The sequence below is a fragment of the Pseudomonas sp. WS 5021 genome (assembly GCF_012985535.1).
Classification (GTDB): Bacteria; Pseudomonadota; Gammaproteobacteria; order Pseudomonadales; family Pseudomonadaceae; genus Aquipseudomonas.
In genome coordinates this window covers 131758-152912 of sequence record NZ_JAAQWP010000006.1, presented here as the reverse complement: position 1 = coordinate 152912, position 21155 = coordinate 131758, and the positions used below count along the sequence as shown (strand labels likewise).

The following is a 21155-nucleotide window of genomic DNA, read 5'->3' as shown; positions in this document are numbered from 1 at the left end:
GAAGAGTTTGATGAGGTTTTAACATGGCTGAACGTCTGAATAACGACTTCCAGTTCATCGATGTCGGGCGCAAAGATCCGAAGAAGAAACTGTTGCGTCAACGCAAGAAAGAGTTCGTGGAAATCTACGAGCCCTTCAAACCCCAGCACTCGGCCGACCAGGCCCACCGCTGCCTGGGGTGCGGTAACCCGTATTGCGAATGGAAGTGCCCGGTGCACAACTTCATTCCCAACTGGCTCAAGCTGGTGGCCGAGGGCAACATCCTCGCCGCCGCCGAACTGTCGCACCAGACCAACACCCTGCCGGAAGTCTGCGGCAGGGTTTGTCCCCAGGACCGTCTGTGCGAGGGTGCGTGCACCCTCAACGACGGTTTCGGCGCGGTGACCATCGGTTCGGTGGAGAAGTACATCACCGACACCGCATTCGCTATGGGCTGGCGCCCGGACATGTCCAAGGTCAAGCCCACCGGCAAGCGCGTCGCGATTATCGGCGCGGGCCCGGCGGGCCTGGGTTGTGCTGACGTGCTGGTACGTGGCGGCGTGACCCCGGTGGTGTTCGACAAGAACCCGGAAATCGGCGGCCTGCTGACCTTCGGCATCCCCGAGTTCAAGCTGGAAAAGACCGTGCTGAGCAATCGCCGCGAAGTCTTCACCGGCATGGGCATCGAGTTCCGCCTGAACACCGAGATCGGCAAAGACGTGACCATGGAGCAACTGCTCGAAGAATACGATGCGGTATTCATGGGCATGGGCACCTACACCTACATGAAGGGCGGCTTTGCCGGTGAGGACCTGCCGGGCGTGTACGACGCGCTCGACTTCCTGATCGCCAACGTCAACCGCAACCTGGGCTTTGAAAAGTCGCCGGAAGATTTCGTCGACATGAAAGGCAAGAAGGTCGTGGTGCTCGGCGGTGGTGACACCGCGATGGACTGCAACCGCACGTCGATTCGCCAGGGTGCCAAGTCGGTGACCTGTGCTTATCGCCGCGACGAAGCCAACATGCCCGGCTCGCGCAAAGAGGTGAAGAACGCCAAGGAAGAAGGCGTGAAATTCCTCTACAACCGCCAGCCGATCGCTATCGTCGGTGAAGACCGTGTCGAAGGCGTGAAGGTGGTCGAGACCCGTCTCGGCGAACCGGACGCCCGTGGCCGCCGCAGCCCCGAGCCGATCCCGGGTTCCGAAGAGATCATCCCGGCCGACGCCGTGGTCATCGCTTTCGGCTTCCGCCCAAGCCCGGCGCCGTGGTTCGAGCAGTTCCAGATCCAGACTGACAGCCAGGGCCGCGTCGTGGCCCCGGAACAGGGCCAGTACAAGCACCAGACCAGCAACCCGAAAATCTTCGCCGGTGGCGATATGGTGCGCGGCTCTGACCTGGTGGTGACGGCGATCTTCGAAGGCCGCAACGCCGCCGAAGGCATCCTGGACTACTTGCAGGTCTGATCTGGTCCCGAGTTGAAACGGGATCAAAATGTGGGAGCTGGCTTGCCTGCGATGCAGGCAACTCGGTCTGTCAGCCAGACTCAGTTGACGCCATCGCAGGCAAGCCAGCTCCTACACAAACCCCATTGCCTATTGAGGTTTGTGCTGCCAGCCATTGCGACAAATTGACCCGATAGACAAAAGGCTGACCTGTAACCGTGCCTTTTGCGTCCGGCTCTGAGAAAATGCCCGCACTTTTTTTGCGGATGCCGACATGACTGCCCTCAAGAACGACCGTTTCCTTCGTGCCCTGCTCAAGCAACCCGTAGACGTCACCCCCGTGTGGATGATGCGTCAAGCCGGTCGCTACCTGCCGGAATACCGCGCCAGCCGCGCCAACGCGGGCGATTTCATGAGCCTGTGCATGAACCCGGAGTTCGCCTGTGAAGTCACGATGCAGCCGCTGGACCGCTATCCACAGTTGGATGCGGCCATCCTCTTCTCCGATATCCTGACCATCCCCGACGCCATGGGCCAAGGCCTGTACTTTGAAACCGGCGAAGGTCCACGTTTCAAGAAAGTGATCAGCACCCTGGCCGATATCGAAGCCCTGCCGATCCCCGATCCGCACAAAGACCTCGGCTACGTGATGGACGCCGTCAGCACCATCCGCCGTGAGCTCAACGGCCGTGTACCGCTGATTGGCTTCTCCGGCAGCCCGTGGACCCTGGCCACCTACATGGTCGAAGGCGGCTCGTCGAAAGACTTTCGCAAGACCAAGGCCATGCTCTACGACAACCCACAAGCCATGCACTTGCTGCTGGACAAGCTGGCGCAGTCGGTCGTGTCCTACCTCAACGGCCAGATCATGGCCGGCGCGCAAGCGGTGCAGATCTTCGACACCTGGGGTGGCAACCTGTCGGCGGCGGCGTACCAGGAGTTCTCCCTGGCCTACATGCGCAAAATCGTCAGCGGCCTGATCCGCGAACACGAAGGCCGCAAAGTGCCGGTGATCCTGTTCACCAAGGGCGGCGGCCTGTGGCTGGAAAGCATCGCCGATGCGGGCGCCGATGCACTGGGCCTGGACTGGACCTGCGACCTGGGCGAAGCCCGTCGCCGCGTCGGCAACCAGGTGGCCCTGCAAGGCAACATGGACCCGACGGTGCTATACGCCAAGCCGGAAGCGATCCGCGCCGAAGTGGGCCGCATCCTCGCCAGCTACGGCAAGGGCAGCGGCCACGTGTTCAACCTCGGCCACGGCATCACCCCGGAAGTGAACCCGGAGCATGCAGGCGCGTTCCTGCGGGCGGTGCATGAGTTGTCGGCGCAGTATCACGAGTAAGCATCAGCTAATAAAAAACCGGCTCAGGCCGGTTTTTTATTAGCTGACGATTGTTGTAGGAGCCGGCTTGCCGGCGATGACATGCCTGAGCCCTGCGGTGATTCTTCGGGCCACATCGCTGGCAAGCCAGCTCCTACAGTTTGAGCGGTGGCAACTTGGCCAGCTTCAACGCCACCAGCAGCGCAACGATCAGCAGCGCGACGATAAACCCGCCAATCCCGTTCCAGCCGGCGTAGTGCCAGAAAAACCCACCGGCCGTCCCGGCAATGCTCGACCCCGCGTAATAGCTGAACAGGTACAGCGACGAAGCCTGGCCCTTGGCTTTGACTGCGCGGCGGCCAATCCAGCTGCTGGCCACCGAGTGGGCGCCGAAGAAGCCGAAGGTGAAGATCAGCATGCCGATGATGATCAGTGCCAGCGGGCCGAACAAGGTCAGGGTGATGCCGGCGAGCATCAGCACGATGGTGGCCCACAGCACGCGGCGGCGGCCCAGGCGGTCGGCCAGCGAGCCAATCTTCGCCGAGCTGTAGATGCCCGACAGGTACACCACCGACAGCAAGCCCACCACCGCCTGGCTCAGGTCATAGGGATCGGCCAGCAAGCGGTAGCCGATGTAGTTGAACAGCGTGACAAAGGCGCCCATCAGCAAGAAGGCTTCGAGGAACAACCAGGGCAGGCCGGCATCCTTGAAGTGCATGACGAAACCATTGAGCAAATTGCGCGGCTTGAGGCTGCTGGCGCGGAAGTTGCGCGAGGGCGGCAGGATTTTCCAGAACACCGTCGCCGCAATCAGCGCCAGCGCGCCGATGACCAGCATTGCGGTATGCCAGCTGACAAAGTCGATCAACACGCCAGTGATCAGGCGCCCGCTCATGCCCCCAATCGCATTGCCGCCGATATACAGGCCCATGGCCAGGCCGATGTGCTGCGGGTGGATCTCTTCGCTGAGGTAGGTCATGGCCACGGCAGCCAGGCCACTGAGGGACAGGCCCAGCAGCGCGCGCATCCACAGGATCCCTTCCCAGGTCGGCATCAGGCCGCTGGCGATGGTGCACACCGCAGCGCAGAACAGCGAGGTGACCATCACCGGCTTGCGCCCCAGGCGATCGGAAACTGGCCCGGTGATCAGTAGGCCAAAGGCGAGCATCGCGGTGGAGACAGAAAGGATCAGGCTGCTCTGCGCGGCATTGATGGAAAACTCGTGGGACAGCGCCGGCATCATCGGTTGTACGCAATACAGCAGGGCAAAGGTGGCAAAGCCGCCGGAAAACAGCGCCAGCACTGTACGCATAAACATCGGCGTACCTTTTTCGATGTACACGTCGTTGAGCTGCGCCACCACCTCATCCAGGGCAGTGGGCGGACGTTCTTGGACAAGTGGAGCGACAGCAGCTTTCACGCGGGACCTCGGCAAGCAAAGGCAGCCAGGACTGGCCATGCAAAAAAGAATATAGCTGGCTAATGATTCTTTCCAATATATTGTTCGACCTGTTTGATAGCTTTTACGACCTAATGAGGTTTTCATGGAATTGCGCCACTTGCGCTACTTCATCGCCGTGGCTGAAGAGCTGCATTTCGGCCGGGCCGCCCAGGTTTTGGGGATCTCCCAGCCGCCCTTGAGCCAGCAGATCCAGGCGCTGGAACAGCAGGTCGGCGCGCGGCTGTTCGAGCGCACCAATCGTCGGGTCGAACTGAGCGAGGCTGGGCGCCTGTTCCTCGTGGAAGCCCGCCTGGTGCTGGCGCAGGTCGACAAGGCTGCGGATGTGGCGCGCCGTGCGCAGTTGGGGGAACTGGGTGAACTGAAGATTGGCTTCACCTCTTCGGCGCCGTTCAACTCCAGCATCCCACAAGCGATTTTTGCTTTTCGCCAGGCCTTCCCGGCGGTGCACCTGAACCTGCAGGAAATGAGCAGTACCGAAGTGGCGGGTGCGCTGGTGGATGAGTCGATCCAGGTCGGCTTGATGCGCCCGTTGCCGTTGCCGGACTCACTGAGTGTCGTGGAGTTGATGCGTGAGCCCCTGGTGGCGGTGCTCAGTGCCGGCCATCCGTTGGCGCAAGGCAGCGAGCGGGGCTTGCATCTGACGCAGTTGGCCGACGAACCTTTTGTGTTTTTCCCACGGGCCTATGGCAGCGGTTTGTACGCCCAGTTACTCAGCCTGGCTCGCGACGCCGGCTTCAGCCCGCACTTCGCCCAGGAGGCCGGCGAGGCCATGACCATCATCGGCCTGGTGGCGGCGGGGTTGGGGGTGTCGGTGTTGCCGGCGTCGTACCAGCGCATCCGCATCGATGGCGTGGTCTACCGCACCTTGCTCGACCCGGAGGCGGTAACGGCGGTGTGGCTGGTGCAGCGCAAGGACCAGCAGTCACCCATGGCCAAGGCGTTTGTCGAACTGCTGACGCGCAAGGCGTTGGTGTAACCGCGGTCACATATCAGGTAACGGAACCGATTTAGTGATTTGCCTTGGCGTTGCGCAGAATCGTTTCTTTTTCGCTGAGTGACATGGATGACACTTCTCTATCAGCCCAAAGAAGGCAGCGTGTTGATTTGACAAAATCGCTGAACTTTCCAGTGAGCAGTTTTTGGCTGTCAAGGCGATGACAAGCCAGCCTGCTTGTGAAGAGGGCGCCGAAAGGCGCCCTTCGTCGTTTCTGGTGCTAGGTAGATGCCGGTTTTTCAGGCGCCGATCAGTTCTGCTTCGACGTCCCCGTCTCCTTGAACAACTGCGCCGCCGTGCCCGCTTCAGCTGCGCCATTGGAGCGCAGCCCGGCCATGATGTCGCGGTCGAGCATGCTCACCCAGCGGTTGTAGTTGCGATGGATCTTGCCGTCCTTGTAGCCCAGTTCCTGGCTGTCGCGGTAGGTGATGGCGTAGCTGGTGCCGGTGTAGCGGATGTCGATTTCGGCGTAGTAGCGGTTGCGCACGTTGATCTGGGCCTGGATCAGGCGTGGGTCGGCGCGTTGTACGGTCCAGTTGCGCTTGTCCAGCGCGGTGAGGATGCTCTGTTTCATTTTCGCTTCGCTGACCTGCTCGTTGGCGGCGAGTGCGTGCTGGGTATTGAGTACCGGCTTGCTGGTACAGCCGGCAGCGGTCAGCAGGGTCAGGGCGATGAGGGTGGCGCGTAGCAACGAAGACATTGCGTTCTCTCCAATCAGATAAAAGGCTTACTGCCAGCGGCGAAAGATCAGCGACGTGTTGACGCCGCCAAAGGCAAAGTTGTTGTTCATCACGTAATCGTTGTGCATCTGGCGGAACTCGCCGCGCAGGTAATCCAGTTCGCCGCAGCGTGGGTCGACTTGATCGAGGTTGAACGTCGGCACGTATTGGTCGCGGTTCATCATCTCGATGCTGAACCACGACTCCAGCGCCCCGCAGGCGCCCAGGGTATGGCCCAGGAAACTCTTTTGCGAGCTGATGGGCATGCGGCTGCCGAACAGGCTGCTGGTGGCCAGGGTTTCGGCAATGTCGCCTTGTTCGGTGGCGGTACCGTGGCCGTTGACATAGCCGATGGCATCCGGCGCCAGGCCGGCATCTTCCAGGGCCAGCTCCATGGCCCGGCGCATGGTGGCCTGCTCGGGGCGCGTGGTGTGCTGGCCGTCGGCGTTGCTGCCAAAACCGACGATCTCGGCATGGATATGCGCGCCACGGGCCAGGGCATGCTCCAGCTCCTCAAGCACCAGCATGCCGCCGCCCTCGCCAATCACCAGGCCGTCGCGACCACTGTCGTAGGGCCGTGGGCTGGTCTGCGGGGCGTCGTTTTTCAGGCTGGTGGCGTAGAGCGCGTCAAACACCATGGCTTCGGTGGGGCACAGCTCTTCGGCGCCGCCGGCGAGCATCAGCGGCAGGCGGCCGAACTTGATCGCTTCATAGGCGTAGCCGATGCCCTGGCTACCGCTGGTGCACGCGCTGGAGGTGGGGATCAGGCGCCCGGTGAGGCCAAAGAAGATGCTGATATTGGCCGCCGTGGTGTGCGGCATCATGCGCACATAGGAGTTGGCGTTCAGGCCCTCGGCCACCGAGTTGAGCAGCATATTGCCGAACGCCTTGATCTCATCGGTACTGCCGGTGGATGAGCCGCAGGCCACACCCATGCGTCCATCCTTGATCGACGCATCGCCCAGCAGGCCGGCGTCGTGCAACGCCTGTTCGGCAGCCCACACCGCCAGGCGCGAAACCCGGCCCATGCTGCGCAGTTGCTTGCGGGTCCAGTGGGCCGGCACGACAAAGTCGTCAATCGGCCCGGCCAAACGGGTGTTCAGTTCGCTGAAGCGATCCCACTCGTCCATGCGCCGGATACCGCTGCGCTGGGCACGGAAGTTGGCGACGATGGTGTCCCAATCGCAGCCCAGGGAGGTCATGCCGGCCATGCCGGTGACTACCACACGTTTCATCAGCACAGGCCCCCGTTCACGGCCAGGACCTGGCGGGTGATGTAGCCGGCTTCCGCCGACATCAGGAAGTTCACCGCACTGGCGACTTCTTCGGGGGTGCCCATGCGCTGCGCGGGGATCATCTTCATCAGTTCTTCCACCGGCACGTTTTCATCGAGCATTGCCGTGTCGATCAGGCCCGGAGCCACACAGTTGACGGTGATCTTGCGCTTGCCCAGCTCAATGGCCAGGGCCTTGGCGGCGCCGATCAGGCCGGCCTTGGACGCGCTGTAATTGACCTGGCCACGATTGCCGATCAGCCCCGAGACCGAAGTAATGCACACAATGCGCCCGGCCGCGCGCCGCCGGATCATCGGCATCATCACCGGGTGCAGCACGTTATAGAAACCATCGAGATTGGTGCGCATCACCACGTCCCAGTCGTCCTCCGACAACGCCGGGAACGCGCCATCGCGGGTCAGCCCGGCATTGAGCACCACGCCGTAATAGGCACCGTGGGTTTCTACGTCGGCTTCAAGGATCTGCTTGCAGGTGGCACGGTCCGCCACATCGAATTGCAGCACCCGCGCCTTGCGGCCCAGGGCCTCGACTTCGGCCTGTACGGCATCCGCCTCGGCACGGCCACTGCGGCAATGCAGCACCAGGTCATGGCCGGCCTGGGCCAGGCGCAGGGCGATAGCGCGGCCGATACCCCGGCTGGAGCCGGTGACCAGTACGGATTCAGTCATGACACGTGTCCTTCGATTCAGCTAAATAGTTGGCCGCCTGGGGCGGTCGAAATACGTTCAGGCGTGCGCTGGCCTGGATCCCGTCGCCGGTCAGGTGGCATTCGAACACACCCATGCCGTTGTCGTCTTCCAGGGAGCGCAGGCCGTGGATGGTCAGTTCGGCACCTAGGGGAAAGTACTCGACATTGCATTCGAACTTGCGCGTGCCCAGCAGGAAGCCCAACTCCACCGCTTCGCCGTTCTGGCGCGCGCGGCAGCCGGCATAGGCGGCCACGCTTTGCGCCATCAACTCGACGCCGACCCAGGCCGGCAGGCTGCCGTCGGGGCGATTGAACAGGCCGCCGGGCTTGACGGTGACGCGGGTGTGGATCTGTTCTTCATCGAATGCCAACACCTGGTCGATCAGGATCATGTCCCCGGCGTGGGGCAGCAGTTCGGCGAGTGGCCAATGGCTCATGGGGCGTCTCCGATAATCAGGCTGACGTTGTTGCCGCCGAAGGCAAACGAGTTGCTCATCAGGCAGCGTTTTTCCAGGGTGTCGCCGACCTTGGCCCAGCGCAGGGCGGGCAACGCCGGGTCGGCTTGACCGTCCCAGATATGCGGCGCCAGTGTGCCCTCGACCAGGCTCAGCCAACAGAACGCAGCCTCCAGTGCCCCGGCAGCGCCGAGGGTATGGCCGGTCAGCGGCTTGGTCGAGGAACAGGCCACGCCAGCCGGAAACAGGGTGGCCACGGCCAGGCTTTCCATGGCGTCGTTATGCTGGGTCGCGGTGCCGTGCAGGTTCAGGTAACCGATCTGCGCCGGTGCCAATTTTGCACTGGCCAGGGCCTTGCTCATCGCCTGCAATGCGCCCTTGCCGCTGGGCTCCGGCGCAGAAATATGGTGCGCATCGCAACTGGCGCCGCTGCCCAGCAGGGCGATGGGCGCCGGTGTTTTGCTCATCAGGAACAGCACCGCCGCCTCGCCGATATTGATGCCGTTGCGGTTCAGCGAAAACGGGTTGCAGCGCTCGGAAGACACCGCCTCCAGCGAGGTGAAGCCATTGAGGGTCAGCTTGCACAGGCTATCGACCCCGCCGCACAGCACCGCATCGCACAGGCCCAGGTCCAGCAGGCGGCGTGCGCTCATCATTGCGCGGGCGCTGGAGGTGCAGGCGGTGGAAATCACATAGGCCGGGCCGCTCAGTTGCAGCCAGTCGGCGAGGAAGTTGGCCGGGGCGCCGAGCTCTTGTTGGCGGTAGTCATAGGTCTGGGGGAACTGCCCTTCGCGCAGGTAATGGGCGATGCCGCGACTGGCCTCATCGATGCCCGAGGTGCTGGTACCCAGCACCACCCCGATACGCGAGGCGCCAAAGGTGTGGATCGCCTGCCGGATCGGGCCTTCGATCTGCAAGGCGGCCTCCAGCAACAGCTGGTTGTTGCGACTGCTCTGTTGCGCCAGGTGCGGCGGCAGTGGCACCAGTTCGCCAGGCACGCTGCCCACCGGCAGTACTCGCTCGGGCACCCAGCCGCTCTCGGCGCGCATGCCCGAGCAATCCCCGGCAAACAGATTGCGCCGCACTTGCTGCTGGCCACGGCCCAGGGCGCAGATGATCCCCAGGGCATTGAGGTAGGCGGTCATGGGCTGCTCTCGAGCGCGGTGACGCGGTAGTTCAGGTGCTGGCCGGGCATGTTCACGCTGAAGGTCAAGGGGGCGCGGTAGATCACCTGCCAGTGCGGCTTGAGTACCCGTACGCCATCGTCTTCACGGGCTTGGGGGTAGTTGCCGGGCATTTCGGCGGCCGGGGTCAGGGCAAACAGCAGCGCCGCAAACAGCTCGCGGGCCTGGGGGTTGGGCGGTAGCAGGCCATCTGCCTGCCAACTGCCGGCCACCAGCTTTTGCCGGGCCAGGGGGATGCCCAGCGGGTCCATCAGCGACCAGCGCAAGGCCTCGCCTTCGCGCTGGATCACCAGCAACCAGTCCTGGCGCTGGCCGTCCTGCTCGCGCTCGATATGCAATTGCAGGGGCAACGCCAGGCTCGGTGTATGCACCGGCAGCGGCGGCTGGCTGGCGCATGCGGCCAGCAGCAACAGGCAGCCGATCAACAGCGCGCGGATCATGCTGGCGGGCCTGTGAGTGGCTTGCGTGCAACCACATTCACCAACGTCTCTTCACGCTCGCCAAACGGCTTGGGCTGGCGCAAGCCCCAACGCTCCAGCAGGCCGAAGTCTGCCGAGCGGCTCCACCACAGGTACGGGTACGACACGTTCTGCGGGCCAAACTCGAAACCCTGCTCGCGGATCATCTCCAGGTACTCATCGGCACTTTTCTGCACATGCATCGGGTGACGGAATAGCCAGCGAATTACCCAGGTGTCGATATAGGCTTCGGTGGACTCGGCAAACAGCAGGTAGCCGCCGGGCTTGAGCACTCGATAAAACTCGGTGAGCGCCCGTTGTTGCTCCACCAGGTGGTGGAAAGTCTGGTGGCAGAACAGGATGTCGACACTTTCATCGGCCACCTTGAGGGTGGCGCAATCGCTGCCGATCAACTCGATCTCAATGCCTTGGCGCGCCGCTTCGGCACGGCTCAGGTCGAGGCTGTGCGGGTCGGCGTCAAGGCCGATCAGGCGCTTGGGAGCGAACACCTGCTGTAAATAGCTAAACGACTTGCCCTGGCCACAACCGGCATCCAGCAGCACTGGTGCTTCCGGCAACGGCGTGCTGAACAGGCTGCGCAGGTCGTTGATTGCCACGCGCAGTACGTGATGTTGCCAGGTGTGGCTGCGCAGGAACCAGAAGCCGAACCTGGTTTCTTCGACGTAGTTTTTGCTCAAGTACTCTTTAGACACAGGTGGGCTGCTCATAGGTTTTCCCCCGAACAGATTTCCGAGAGCATCCGCAAGCGGCGCTTGGGTTCGCTGACAAAGGGATTGCGCTCGTCCCAGGCATAACCGGCGAGGATCGAGCTGATCATGCGGCGGATTTCCGGCGAGCTGCCAGGGTGGTAGATCACATCCTGGAAGGTGCCGGCGTACCAGCCTTCGACGTAGCAACGGAAGGTATCGACCCCGCGTTTGAGTGGTGCGGCGAACTCGGTTTGCCAGTCCACGCTTTCGCCCTTGAGTTGGCGGTGCAGGAGACCTGCGGCCATGCTGGCCGAGCGCATGGCGATGGTCACGCCTGAAGAGAACACCGGGTCGAGGAACTCTGCGGCATTGCCCAGCAGCGCAAAGCCCGGGCCATGCAGGGTGGTGACGTTTGCCGAGTAGCCGCCGATGGTCCGCGCCGGGGTATCCCAGACCGCGTTCGCCAGCACCTTGGACAGGCTCGGGGTTTGCTCGATAAAGCCGCGCAGGCAGGCGTCCAGATCCCCATCGCAACCGTCGAAATGCTCCTTGGCCGCGACCACGCCTACCGAGCAGCGGCCGTTGCTGAACGGGATGGTCCAGAACCAGATATCGCGCTGGGTCGGGTGGGTGGTGATGAGGATCTTGCTGCGGTCGAAGCCCGGATGTTCGATACGGTCCTCGACGTGGGTGAACACCGCCTGGCGCAACGGGAAGTTTGACGGCGCCTCAAGGTTCAGCAGGCGCGGCAGCACGCGGCCGTAACCGCTGGCGTCGAGCACAAAGCCGGCCTTGATGTGGTATTCGCGGCCGTTTTCGCGGCGTACATGCAGGTAGCGGTGGCCCGCGGCGAAATCCACCCCGACCAGGGTCTGGCCGTAACGGATCTCCACGCCTTGCAACGCCGCCTGATCGGCCAGCAACTTGTCGAAGTCGGCGCGCTGGACCTGGAAGGTTGTGGGTTTGCCTTCGCTGAAAGTGTCACCGAAATCGAAGGCACTGTAGCGCTCGCCCCAGGCAAACGCGGCGCCGGTTTTCAGCTGGAAGCCGGCGGCGTTGACCGCCTCGAGCATGCCGGCCTCTTCGATAAAGTCGATGCAATGGGACAACAGGCTTTCGCCGATGGAAAAACGCGGGAAGTGCTCGCGCTCGATGATCAATACATCATGCCCGTTACGCTTGAGCAGCGCGGCCGCAATGGCACCGGACGGGCCGGCCCCGATCACCACGACCTGGCGACGTTCCATTTCAACTGTGGGCACTGTGGCTCCTTGCCGGGTTGGCGATCATCACATTCAACAAAAAAAAATTAGTTGGCATCATTGCGCATGTTCCTGGCGGCCGGCCCATGGCGCCAGCATAAAGCTGAAGGCCAGGCCCAGGCTGACCGACAGGCCGAAGTTACTCACCGCCGGGGTGCTGGACACCGCCAGCAGGCCAAAGGACAGCCAGGTGGTGACCGCGGCCAGCAGCGTCCCCAGCAAGCTGACCGCGGCCCCGCCGATCTGTTCGCGCATGAGGATCGCATAGTCGACGCTGATCGCTGTCACCAGCAACAGGCCGAACAGGCTGAACAGGGTCAACGGTTGCCCCAGCCACCCGAGGCTGGCCAGGCTGCACAGCGCAGCCAACAGCGGCAGGGCGACAATGCGCAGCGCGCCGCCCAGGCCAAAGGGCAGGATCAGCAGCAAGACGATCAGTACACAGGACAATAATTTCAGTTCGGCGGCGCTGACCTGGGTCGCGGCAAATACCTGGTTCAAGTCGCCGAGGCGATCCACCAGTTGCACGCCCGGCAGGTCCAGGGCCTGGATACGCAGCAGCGCCGGGTTGTTCAGGCCTTGCAGGCTGACCATCGCCGCCACGCCGCTGTCGACATTGCCCAGCCACAACAGGCGCCACGGCTCGGCCAGCGGGCCGGCGAGGGCGGCGTCGATGTCGGCGGTGGGCAGCGCCTGCAACTGCGCCACCTCCGCTTGCAGGGCGCTGGCGGGGATGCCGAGGTCGAGCAGCGGTTGCCACAGCGCCGGCAGTTGATTCAGGGCCTCGCGCACGTGTTGCTGTTCGCCGGGCGTACTGACCAGTTGATTGAGTGCCAGGTAGCCCTGCAGCTTGTCCATGTGCACCAGTTGATCCAGGCGCTGGCTCAACGCCGCCTGGCGCTCCAGTAACTGTTGTTGATTGTCCGCATGCACCAGGAAGAACTGGCTGGTGGGTTGGTAGCCGGTAATGCGCGCAATGGCCTGGGCTTCTTGCAGTAACTGCGGCGGTGCGCCGATCCACTGGCGAATATCGTTCTTGCTGTTCAACTGCCACAGGCCGCCGGCGCAGAACAGCAGGGCCAGCACCAGCAGCGCCTGGCTCGGCAGGCGCTTGAGCAAGGATTCACGCACCCCCAGCAGGAACTCGGCGACCCGCAGCGGCCATTGCGCCGGGCGCAGGTCCAGGCCGTTGAGCAGCGCCGGCAACAGGCACACCGCCGACAGGTAGGCGCCCACCAGGCCGGCGGCGGAGAATACGGCGATCTGGGTCAGCGCCGGGAATGGCGTCCAGGCCAGGGCCAGGTAGCCGATACAACTGGTGGCCAGGCTCAGGCTCAGGCCCGGCAGGGTCAGGCGCAAGGCCGGCCAGCTGCGCCAGGGTTGCAGGCTCCAGCTCTTGGACAGGTAATGCAGCGGGTAGTCGACGGCCACGCCGATCAGGCTCGCGCCCAGCACCAGGGTCATCACATGCATATGGCCAAACAGCGCCACACAGGCCACCGCGCCAAACAGCATGCCCACCAGCACCGGGACAAAGGCCAGCAACACCCGCCAGCGACGGAACGCCAGCAGCAACAGCAACAGAATCCCTACTGTTGCGCCGCCGCCGACCCAGGTCATCTCGCGGCTGGCCTGTTGTTGGCCGTTGGCCGCGTACAGCAGGCCGCTGGCGGCGAGCAGTTGCACGCCTTGCTCGCTGGCCTGGTCGCGGCTGGCTTGCAGCAGGTCGGCGACTTGCAGCGGCAGTTTCATATCAAAGGCATTGCCCTGGGTACGCGCGCGCAGCAGCACCCAGCTTTTGCCGTCGGCATCGGCAATCAACGCGCCGCTGCCGATATCCAGCTGCACCGCACCGTGTTGCGGCTGGCTGTTCTGGATGCGTCCGGTCAGGCCCAGCCAATCGTCCTGGCTCGGCACCAGGCTGAAGCCGGTAAAGGGGTCGAACAGCGCCTGCACCCGCTGCGCGATAAACGCCTCGGGCTCGCTGACCAACTGCTCGCGGTCCTTGGCCGACAGCATCGCCAGGCGTCCTTGCAGCAATTGCTGGCGCAGGGCTGGCAGGTCGGCCTGCAGGGTCCAGGTGACCTTTTCAAACAGGCCGCTGGCTTGCCACTGTTCACCGAGCTGTTGGGCCATGGCCAGTGCGTGCTGGCGATCGGCATGCCCGACCAGCACCAGCATCTCGCGGTTCAGCGGCTCTTGCATGCGTTGCTCGGCCGCCAGTTCCAGCGCGTCCGGGGTGTTGCCCGGCACCAGATCCATCAGGTTGGCCGACAACGGCGCGCCCTCGCGCCATTGCCAGCCGGCCAGGGCCAGCACGGCCACCAGCAGGATCAGGAACAGGCGCGGCAACCAACGCTCACTGGGCAAAGTCGTGTTGCTCCGCGTCGCTCAAGGGTTGCGTGCTGGTGCTGTCTTGCATGCGTAACAGGGTGCTGTCGCCCTGGGTTTCCAGCAGTTCGATGGTGTGCACCAACTCGCCGCCGTCGATATTGATCTGGGTGAACACTTGCTTGAGCAGCAGCGAGCGGGGGATCAGCTTGAGTTTCCAGGCCTTGGCCTCGCCTTGCAGCTGCAACTCGAAGTCGCGCTGCAAGCCGCTGCTGTCGCCTTGCAGCACGGCCAGGAACAAACGGTTCTGCTCGGCGCCGGCGCTTTTGTTCGGCAGCGGTTGCCAACCGTTGGCATCACGCCGGGCTATGCCTTGGGCGTTGATGCGATAGTCCTGTTGCAGTGGGGTTTTCAGCAGCCAGAGCAGGCCGTGGTCCCGGGCCAATACGAAGGTGCCTTTGCTGGTCAGCGGCTGGGGCAGGGCGCGCAGGTGCTTTTCCTGGATGAAGCTGCCGTGGATCACCGAGGGCTTGGCCAACTGATCGCTCAGTTGTTGCAAGTCGAAGGCATAAGCCCCAACGCTCAGCAGCAACCCAACCCCTGTAGGAGCGAGCTTGCTCGCGAAAAACCGGAGGGCGCTGCGCAGTGTCAGGCCCCCCGCGTTATTGTTGGCGACCATCGCGGGCAAGCTCAGCATTCCAGGGCCCTTTCGACGGCGGTGATGAACACGGTGGGCGAGGCCAGTTGCATCTCGCGGCTGGCAATCTCGACGGCCACTTGCACGGTGCTGGCGCGGGTCAGGCGTTCGCCGCTGGCAAGGTCGGTGATCAGGTAGTTGACCTTCAAGCGGTTCTCCCACTCCACCAGGCTGGCGCGCACGTTGAGGGTCTGGCCAAAGGTGGCGCCACGCACGTAGCGCAGTTGCAGATCGATTACCGGCCACGCATAGCCGGATTCGAGCATCGCCGTGTAGTTGTGGCCGAGCTTGTCGAGCAGCGCGCAGCGGGCGATTTCCAGGTATTTCACGTAGTGGCCGTGCCAGACCACGTTCATCGTGTCGATGTCGAAGAAGGGCACGAGGACTTCAGTGTCGCAATGCAACACGCCGGGGCTACGCATGCAGCCTCCAGTGTTGCGCGGCGATGCGTTGCAGGCACAGGCGCAGTTCGCCCTCCAGGGCACGGTCTTCGATCACCGGCGGGAAGTCCTTGGCCAGCTCGATGTGCATCGCGGCCAGGGCCGGCGGCAACGGCCTGGCATCCGTGACCTGGGCGCGCAACCACACGCCCTGGTTGGCGGCAAGCAAGGTGGCGGCGGCCACCTGTTCGGTCAGCTCCAGCACGCGGATTGCATCGCGGGCGGCGATCGTACCCATGCTGACCTTGTCCTGGTTGTGGCACTCGGTGGAGCGCGAAAACACGCTGGCCGGCATCGTATTTTTCAACGCTTCGGCGGTCCAGGCGCTGGTGCCGATCTGCACCGCCTTGAAGCCGTGGTTGATCATCGCGCGGTCCGCCGGGGCGCCCGACAGGTTGCTCGGCAAGCCATGGTTGTAGCGCTCGTCCACCAGCAGCGCCAGTTGCCGGTCGAGCAGGTCGGCGACGTTGGCCACCAGGTTTTTCAGGCTGTCCATGGCAAAGGCGATATGCCCGCCGTAGAAGTGCCCGCCGTGCAACACGCGCTCGGCCTCGGCGTCGATGATCGGGTTGTCGTTGGCGCTGTTGAGCTCGATCTCGATAAACGAACGCAGCCAGTTCAGGCTGTCGGCCAGCACGCCGAGGACGTGGGGCGCGCAGCGCAGCGAGTAGCGGTCCTGCAAACGGTGCAGCGGCGCGGTCGGGGCGTCGATGGCCAGGTCCTTGCGCAGCCACGCCGCAACCTGCATCTGCCCGGGGTGCGGCTTGGCGGCGAACAGGCGTTCGTCAAAGTGCTCCGGGTTGCCTTGCAGCGCCACCACGTTCAACGCGGTGATGCGCGTGGCCAGTTGCAGCAGGTAGTCGGCGCGGGCGAAGGCAAGGCAAGCCAGGCCGGTCATCACGGCGGTGCCGTTCATCAGCGCCAGGGCTTCCTTGGGCCGCAGCACCAACGGCGTCCAGCCCAGCTCACGGTGTACGTCGGCGGCCAGGCGGCGCTCGCCACGAAACAGCACTTCACGCTCGCCGGACAAGGTCGCGGCCACGTACGACAGCGGCGTCAGATCGCCGCTGGCGCCCACCGAGCCTTCTTCCGGGATCAGCGGCAGGATGTCGTGTTCAAGGAACGCATGCAGGCGCTCCAGCAGTTCAACCCGCACCCCGGACACGCCGTGGCACAGCGACTGCAAACGCGCCGCCAGCACCGCACGGGTGGCCTGGGCGTCGAGCAACTTGCCCAGGCCGCAGCCGTGGAAGGTGTACAGGTGACGCGGCAATGCCTCGACATGCTGCAACGGCACCGCCACCACGCACGAGTCGCCGTAGCCGGTGGTGACGCCGTAGATCACGCCTTCCTTGTCCAGCAGCGAATCGAGGAACTGCGCGCCCTTGGCGATGCGCTGGCGATACCCGGCATCGTCTTGCAGGCGGGTGGGCGCCTGACGGTTGGCCAGGGCCAGCACGTCTTCGATGCGCAAAGGGAGTTCGCCGAAGGTTACCGGCTCAAGCAGATGCGTCGTCATCGGTCTTCCAGAAAGGGTAAAAGTTGAACCATTGTTGGGGCGCTTGCAGGCAGAACTGGCCCAGGCGTTCGGCGTAGCGGGCGGCCCAGTGGGCGATCACCTGCTGGCGGTCGCTGCGTTTCCATTCGATCAATGGGGCAAAGGGCTCGATGATCAGCCGATAGCGCCCCTGGTGCTTGAGGCACATCAGCAGGTTGACCGGGCATTTGAGCAGGCCGGCCAGCAGCCATGGGCCCTGGGGGAAGGCGGCGCTATGGCCGAGAAAATCCACGCGCACCGTGCGCCCGCCGTGCAGCGGGATGCGGTCGCCGGCAATCGCCAGCCACTCACCGTCGTCCAGGCGCTGGCTGAGCAGCAGCATCACCGCCGGGTCCAGCTCGCTGACCTGGATCAGCCGCAGGTTGCTCGCCCCGGCTTCGCCCAGCAGGCGGTTGAACTGTTCGGCGTGCTTGGTGTGCACCAGCACGTTCATGGTGACTTTCTCACCCAGCTCCGCGAGGGCCCGGCACACTTCCAGGTTGCCCAGGTGCGCGCCCACCAGCATCTGCCCGCGTTCGCCGCGCAGTTGCCCGCGCAATTGGGCCGGGTCGATGATTTCGATCTGTTCCAGGCGCAGCTTGCCGTTCCATACGTCGAGCTTGTCCAGCAAGGCGTCGGCGAAAGCCATGAACTGGCCGAACACCCTTGTGTGGCTGGGGCGCAGGTCGTCGCGCCCGCTCCAGTCGGCCAGGCGCTGCTGGTACTGCCAGATGCTCTGGCGCGCGGCACGGCCAAACACGAAAAAGTACAGGACGATGCCATACAGCAGCGGGCTCAGCACCCGGCGCCCGAGGACCTTGGCGGCGAATGCGGTGAGTTTCATCAGCCAGAAACTGCCGCGCTCCTGGCGGTCGGCCCAGTGCCGGGGGGTGTCGCTCATGCCTGCCACCGTCGCCAGAGGATCATTGGCGCACGCAGCAACATGCCGAAAAACAGCCGGGTGTGCATGGATGAAATCAGCAGGTTGTCGTGGACCAGGCGAAAGTGCGACAGGCCATCGGCCGGGTAATGCACCTGGGTCGGCAGCCAGCGCATCGGCTGGTTGCGCCATGACAGGCGCACGAGGATGTCGGAGTCGAAATCCATGCGCTTGCCGATCCGTGCCGAGTCCATCAAGGCCAGCACCGGTGCCAGGGGGTAGATGCGAAAGCCGCACATCGAATCGCGGATCTGCAGCGACAGGCTGTTGATCCACACCCAGACATGGGTCAGGTAGCGCGCATAGAGGCGGCCCTTGGGCACGCTGTCGTCGTATTCGGGGTAGCCGCAGATCACCGCGTCGGGGTGGGTGCGCGAGGCGTCGAGAAACAGCGCGACTTCGCGCAGGTCGTGCTGGCCGTCGGCGTCCACTTGCAGGGCGTGGGTAAAGCCCAGGCGCGCAGCTTCGCGAAAGCCGGCCATCACTGCCGCGCCCTTGCCTTGATTGACGGGCAGGGTCAGCAGCGACACGTTATCCAGGCTTGCCAGTTGCGCCAGCACGGCGGCGCAGGCCGGGCTGCTGCCATCGTCCACCAGCAGGCAGGGTAGGCCATGGTCCAGCAGGCTGCGGACCACGGCGGGCACGGCGGCTTCATGGTTGTAGACCGGGATCAGGGCGCAGGGGTTATGCATGGTGGTGGGCACCTGATGGACCGAGTTGCCTGCATCGCAGGCAAGCCAGCTCCCACATTTGGGATGTGCGCTTACCCAACCTATGCATGAGAATTCTCCAGCAAAACCCGCCCGCTGGAACACGCCGCACTGTCATTGCGATAAGCGAAATACAACTTGCCCCGCTCGCGATCAAAACGCAGGTGCAGCTCGATCACGTCACCAGGGCGCACCAGTTGCTGGAACTTGAGCACTTCCATGCCGGCAAAGGTCGGCGGTAGATCAAGCAGTTGCTGGCCCAGGTTGAACGCCCATTCCACCTGCACCACCCCTGGCAACACCGGGGTGTGAGGGAAGTGGCCGCTGAAGTAGGCCAGGTCCGGCGGGATGCTCAGTTGCAGGGTCCATTCGCCGTCGGTCTCGACTTGCGCCAGCAATTCCGGCGCCTTGGGGCGCGGTGCCAGCAGCAGGGCTTCGACATCGGCCTGGGGTAGCTTGCCCTGGGGGGTAAGCGGCAACTGGCGCAACAAGCGCCAGCGGCGGGGCAGCGCCAGGGCTTCGCAGTGCTGGCCCAGGTGCTGGCGCAGGGCTTGGGTGACGCTGCGCCGGCCTTGGTTGCGCAGGGCGTGCAGGCCGTCGCCACTGAGCACCACCAGGGCGCCGAGGGACGCGCGGTTTTCCTGGACCACCCCCAGGCGCGCTTCCGCGACCCAGGCGTGGTCGGCCAGGGCCTGTTCGAGCATCGGCAGGGAGATGCGTTTTTCTTCCAGCTTGACGATCCGGTCCAGGCGCCCGAGCAGTTCGAAGCGCCCATCTGCGTGGATCTGCGCGGCATCGGCCGTCTGCTCGACATGCCCGGCCGGCAGGTACGGCGAGGCAATGCACAAGGCGCCATCGGCATCCTGAGTCAGGCGTACATCGGCAAACGGCTGCCAGGGCGTGTGGCCCTGGCGCCAGGCAATGCCGCCGGTTTCCGAGCTGCCGAGGATCTCGGTCGGCCACTGGTGCAGGCGTTGGTGCAGGCTGTCGGCAGCCTCGGCGGGCAGCGCGCCACCGGAGGAGAACACGCGCTTGACCGTGCTCAAAGCCGTCCAGTCGAGGTTATCGCCCATGCGCTTGAGCAGGGCCGGGCTGGCCACCCAGGCGAAATGCGGGTGCTGGCGGCTGACGCGCTGCAAGTCTTCGGGGAACGGCAGTTGCTGGCGCACAAAGCTGCGACCGGCGCACAGCGGCCACAGCATGCGGAACAACAGGCCATAGATGTGCTGGGTAGCGACGCTGCCGACGATGCACGCGCGGCCCAGGTCGGCGCCCCACAAGGCTTCCAGGGCCTGTACCTCGTTGGCCAGTTGGCGCAGGGTCTTGTCGATGCGCTTGGGCGCGCCGCTGGAGCCGGAGGTACAAAGGCCCAATTGGCAGGCATCCAGGTCCAGGGCGGCGGCGGCGAGCGGCGGGTGGTAGAGCGCCTCCAGGTCGCCCGCTTCGGTCAGCCAGGCGTCGACCGCAGTGGCCCAGCGTTGGCGGGTCTGGGCTTGCAGGTCGGCGGGCAGCAGCACACTGGCCCCGGCGCGCCAGGCGCCCAGCAGGGCAATCGCCAGCTCGCCGGCGTCGCTCAGGTGCACGGCCAGGCGCTGGATGCCACGGGCTTTGAGCCCGGCCGCCAGGCTCAGGGCCCGTTCGCACAGTTGTGCGTGGTTCATTGCAGGTTCAGTGGTGACCGAACGCAGTTGCACAGGCTCAAGCAACAGATGCTCAAGATTGACCCAATTCATACGCGGCCTCGAACCCTTTGTCGTATCAGCCATTCCACGGCAAACAACAACCCCATCAGCCCATAGGCGATCAGGCCGTTGTACAACGTCCACCAGCTCAACGGTGCCCACAAGGTGAGCGCGGCGGCGAGCAGGCCGTTACACAAGAAAAACCCACTCCACACCACGGTGACCTGGCGCGTATACGCAATGGCCTTTTCAGGCAGATGCGGATCGCTCAGGCGCGCCAGGCGCTCGACCATCGGCGGGCCGTACTTCAGGCTCAGGCCGAACAGCGCCAGCATGAAGATGCTGACCAGGCTTGGGTACCAGCGCAACAACTGCGGGTTGTCGAACCAGGCCAGCAGCAGGCAAAACACAAGCGCCACGCCGGCCATCCAGCCACTGCCGGGACGCCGCGGGCCGGTCAGCGCGCGCAGCAGCCAGAGGCTCGCCAGCAGCAGGCCGAATTGCCACGGGGCGAAATGCTCCGTGCCGTAATACACCGCGAAAGGGTACAGCAGCCCTACCAGCAACAGGCCAAGGCCGATCAGCCGGCTCATGCGGCCGGTTGGACCAGACGGTAGACCGCCTCGACCACATCATTGACCGTACGCACGGCCTTGAACTCTTCGGCGGCGATTTTCTTGCCGGTCTGGCGCTTGATATGGTCGATCAGGTCCACCGCATCGATGCTGTCGATTTCCAGGTCCTGGTACAGGTTGGCGTCGAGGGTGACCCGCGTAGGCTCCAGTTCAAACAGTTCCACCAGGGCGTCGCGCAGGGTGTTGAAGATATCGTCACGAGTTTGCATGGTCG

At 64.0% G+C, this 21155-nt stretch carries 21 protein-coding genes; 3 read left to right on the top strand and 18 right to left on the bottom strand.

The window, feature by feature from the left end:
* Positions 1-23: 23 nt before the first annotated feature.
* Entirely contained in the window at positions 24-1442 is a 1419-nt protein-coding gene (locus HBO19_RS19655; RefSeq protein ID WP_010213750.1) for an FAD-dependent oxidoreductase, read from the top strand.
* A gap of 253 nt (positions 1443-1695) precedes the next feature.
* Entirely contained in the window at positions 1696-2763 is a 1068-nt protein-coding gene (gene hemE, locus HBO19_RS19650) for a uroporphyrinogen decarboxylase (protein ID WP_057437235.1), read from the top strand.
* Positions 2764-2896: 133 nt separating this feature from the next.
* Here the strand turns inward: hemE and HBO19_RS19645 are convergent, their stop codons facing one another.
* On the bottom strand, positions 2897-4162 hold the full coding sequence (locus HBO19_RS19645) for an MFS transporter (RefSeq protein ID WP_170058121.1): 1266 nt from the start codon (positions 4160-4162) through the stop codon (positions 2897-2899).
* Between the two features lie 124 nt (positions 4163-4286).
* Here HBO19_RS19645 and HBO19_RS19640 point away from each other — a divergent pair, with 124 nt between their 5' ends.
* Complete coding sequence (locus HBO19_RS19640) at positions 4287-5180, top strand: LysR family transcriptional regulator (protein WP_169952367.1); 894 nt, start codon at positions 4287-4289, stop codon at positions 5178-5180.
* Between the two features lie 268 nt (positions 5181-5448).
* Here the strand turns inward: HBO19_RS19640 and HBO19_RS19635 are convergent, their stop codons facing one another.
* From HBO19_RS19635 to HBO19_RS19555, 17 genes are all read right to left on the bottom strand, one after another.
* Complete coding sequence (locus HBO19_RS19635; RefSeq protein WP_169952365.1) at positions 5449-5898, bottom strand: hypothetical protein; 450 nt, start codon at positions 5896-5898, stop codon at positions 5449-5451.
* A gap of 27 nt (positions 5899-5925) precedes the next feature.
* Positions 5926-7152: a beta-ketoacyl-ACP synthase gene (locus HBO19_RS19630; RefSeq protein ID WP_169952363.1), complete on the bottom strand. Its 1227-nt coding sequence runs from the start codon at positions 7150-7152 to the stop codon at positions 5926-5928.
* The gene (gene fabG, locus HBO19_RS19625; protein ID WP_169952361.1) at positions 7152-7880 is read right to left on the bottom strand and encodes a 3-oxoacyl-ACP reductase FabG; all 729 of its coding nucleotides are present in this window, start codon (positions 7878-7880) and stop codon (positions 7152-7154) included. The genes HBO19_RS19630 and fabG overlap by 1 nt, the downstream gene beginning before the upstream one ends.
* Entirely contained in the window at positions 7873-8337 is a 465-nt protein-coding gene (locus HBO19_RS19620; RefSeq protein WP_169952359.1) for a hotdog family protein, read from the bottom strand. The genes fabG and HBO19_RS19620 overlap by 8 nt, the downstream gene beginning before the upstream one ends.
* Entirely contained in the window at positions 8334-9500 is a 1167-nt protein-coding gene (locus HBO19_RS19615; protein WP_169952357.1) for a beta-ketoacyl-[acyl-carrier-protein] synthase family protein, read from the bottom strand. The genes HBO19_RS19620 and HBO19_RS19615 overlap by 4 nt, the downstream gene beginning before the upstream one ends.
* Complete coding sequence (locus HBO19_RS19610) at positions 9497-9979, bottom strand: DUF3261 domain-containing protein (protein ID WP_169952355.1); 483 nt, start codon at positions 9977-9979, stop codon at positions 9497-9499. The genes HBO19_RS19615 and HBO19_RS19610 overlap by 4 nt, the downstream gene beginning before the upstream one ends.
* Positions 9976-10725, bottom strand: a complete 750-nt coding sequence (locus HBO19_RS19605; RefSeq protein ID WP_178121360.1) for a class I SAM-dependent methyltransferase — start codon at positions 10723-10725, stop codon at positions 9976-9978. The genes HBO19_RS19610 and HBO19_RS19605 overlap by 4 nt, the downstream gene beginning before the upstream one ends.
* Entirely contained in the window at positions 10722-11969 is a 1248-nt protein-coding gene (locus HBO19_RS19600) for an NAD(P)/FAD-dependent oxidoreductase (RefSeq protein ID WP_346266506.1), read from the bottom strand. Before HBO19_RS19600 ends, HBO19_RS19605 begins: the two co-directional genes overlap by 4 nt.
* Positions 11970-12026: 57 nt before the next feature.
* Positions 12027-14339, bottom strand: coding sequence for an MMPL family transporter (locus tag HBO19_RS19595; RefSeq protein WP_170058120.1), 2313 nt, complete (start codon positions 14337-14339; stop codon positions 12027-12029).
* Positions 14329-14979 (bottom strand): outer membrane lipoprotein carrier protein LolA, encoded by a 651-nt coding sequence (locus HBO19_RS19590; RefSeq protein ID WP_170042562.1) that lies wholly within the window; start codon positions 14977-14979, stop codon positions 14329-14331. The genes HBO19_RS19595 and HBO19_RS19590 overlap by 11 nt, the downstream gene beginning before the upstream one ends.
* Before the next feature lie 11 nt (positions 14980-14990).
* Positions 14991-15419 (bottom strand): acyl-CoA thioesterase, encoded by a 429-nt coding sequence (locus tag HBO19_RS19585; protein ID WP_170042399.1) that lies wholly within the window; start codon positions 15417-15419, stop codon positions 14991-14993.
* Positions 15412-16956: an aromatic amino acid ammonia-lyase gene (locus HBO19_RS19580; RefSeq protein WP_169952349.1), complete on the bottom strand. Its 1545-nt coding sequence runs from the start codon at positions 16954-16956 to the stop codon at positions 15412-15414. The genes HBO19_RS19585 and HBO19_RS19580 overlap by 8 nt, the downstream gene beginning before the upstream one ends.
* Complete coding sequence (locus HBO19_RS19575) at positions 16937-17875, bottom strand: glycosyl transferase (RefSeq protein ID WP_170058119.1); 939 nt, start codon at positions 17873-17875, stop codon at positions 16937-16939. The genes HBO19_RS19580 and HBO19_RS19575 overlap by 20 nt, the downstream gene beginning before the upstream one ends.
* The gene (locus HBO19_RS19570; RefSeq protein WP_170042401.1) at positions 17872-18606 is read right to left on the bottom strand and encodes a glycosyltransferase family 2 protein; all 735 of its coding nucleotides are present in this window, start codon (positions 18604-18606) and stop codon (positions 17872-17874) included. Before HBO19_RS19570 ends, HBO19_RS19575 begins: the two co-directional genes overlap by 4 nt.
* An 80-nt stretch (positions 18607-18686) precedes the next feature.
* The gene (locus HBO19_RS19565) at positions 18687-20357 is read right to left on the bottom strand and encodes an acyl-CoA synthetase family protein (RefSeq protein ID WP_170058118.1); all 1671 of its coding nucleotides are present in this window, start codon (positions 20355-20357) and stop codon (positions 18687-18689) included.
* Complete coding sequence (locus HBO19_RS19560; RefSeq protein WP_169952341.1) at positions 20354-20899, bottom strand: hypothetical protein; 546 nt, start codon at positions 20897-20899, stop codon at positions 20354-20356. Before HBO19_RS19560 ends, HBO19_RS19565 begins: the two co-directional genes overlap by 4 nt.
* Entirely contained in the window at positions 20896-21150 is a 255-nt protein-coding gene (locus HBO19_RS19555; protein WP_169952339.1) for an acyl carrier protein, read from the bottom strand. The genes HBO19_RS19560 and HBO19_RS19555 overlap by 4 nt, the downstream gene beginning before the upstream one ends.
* Positions 21151-21155: the final 5 nt, after the last annotated feature.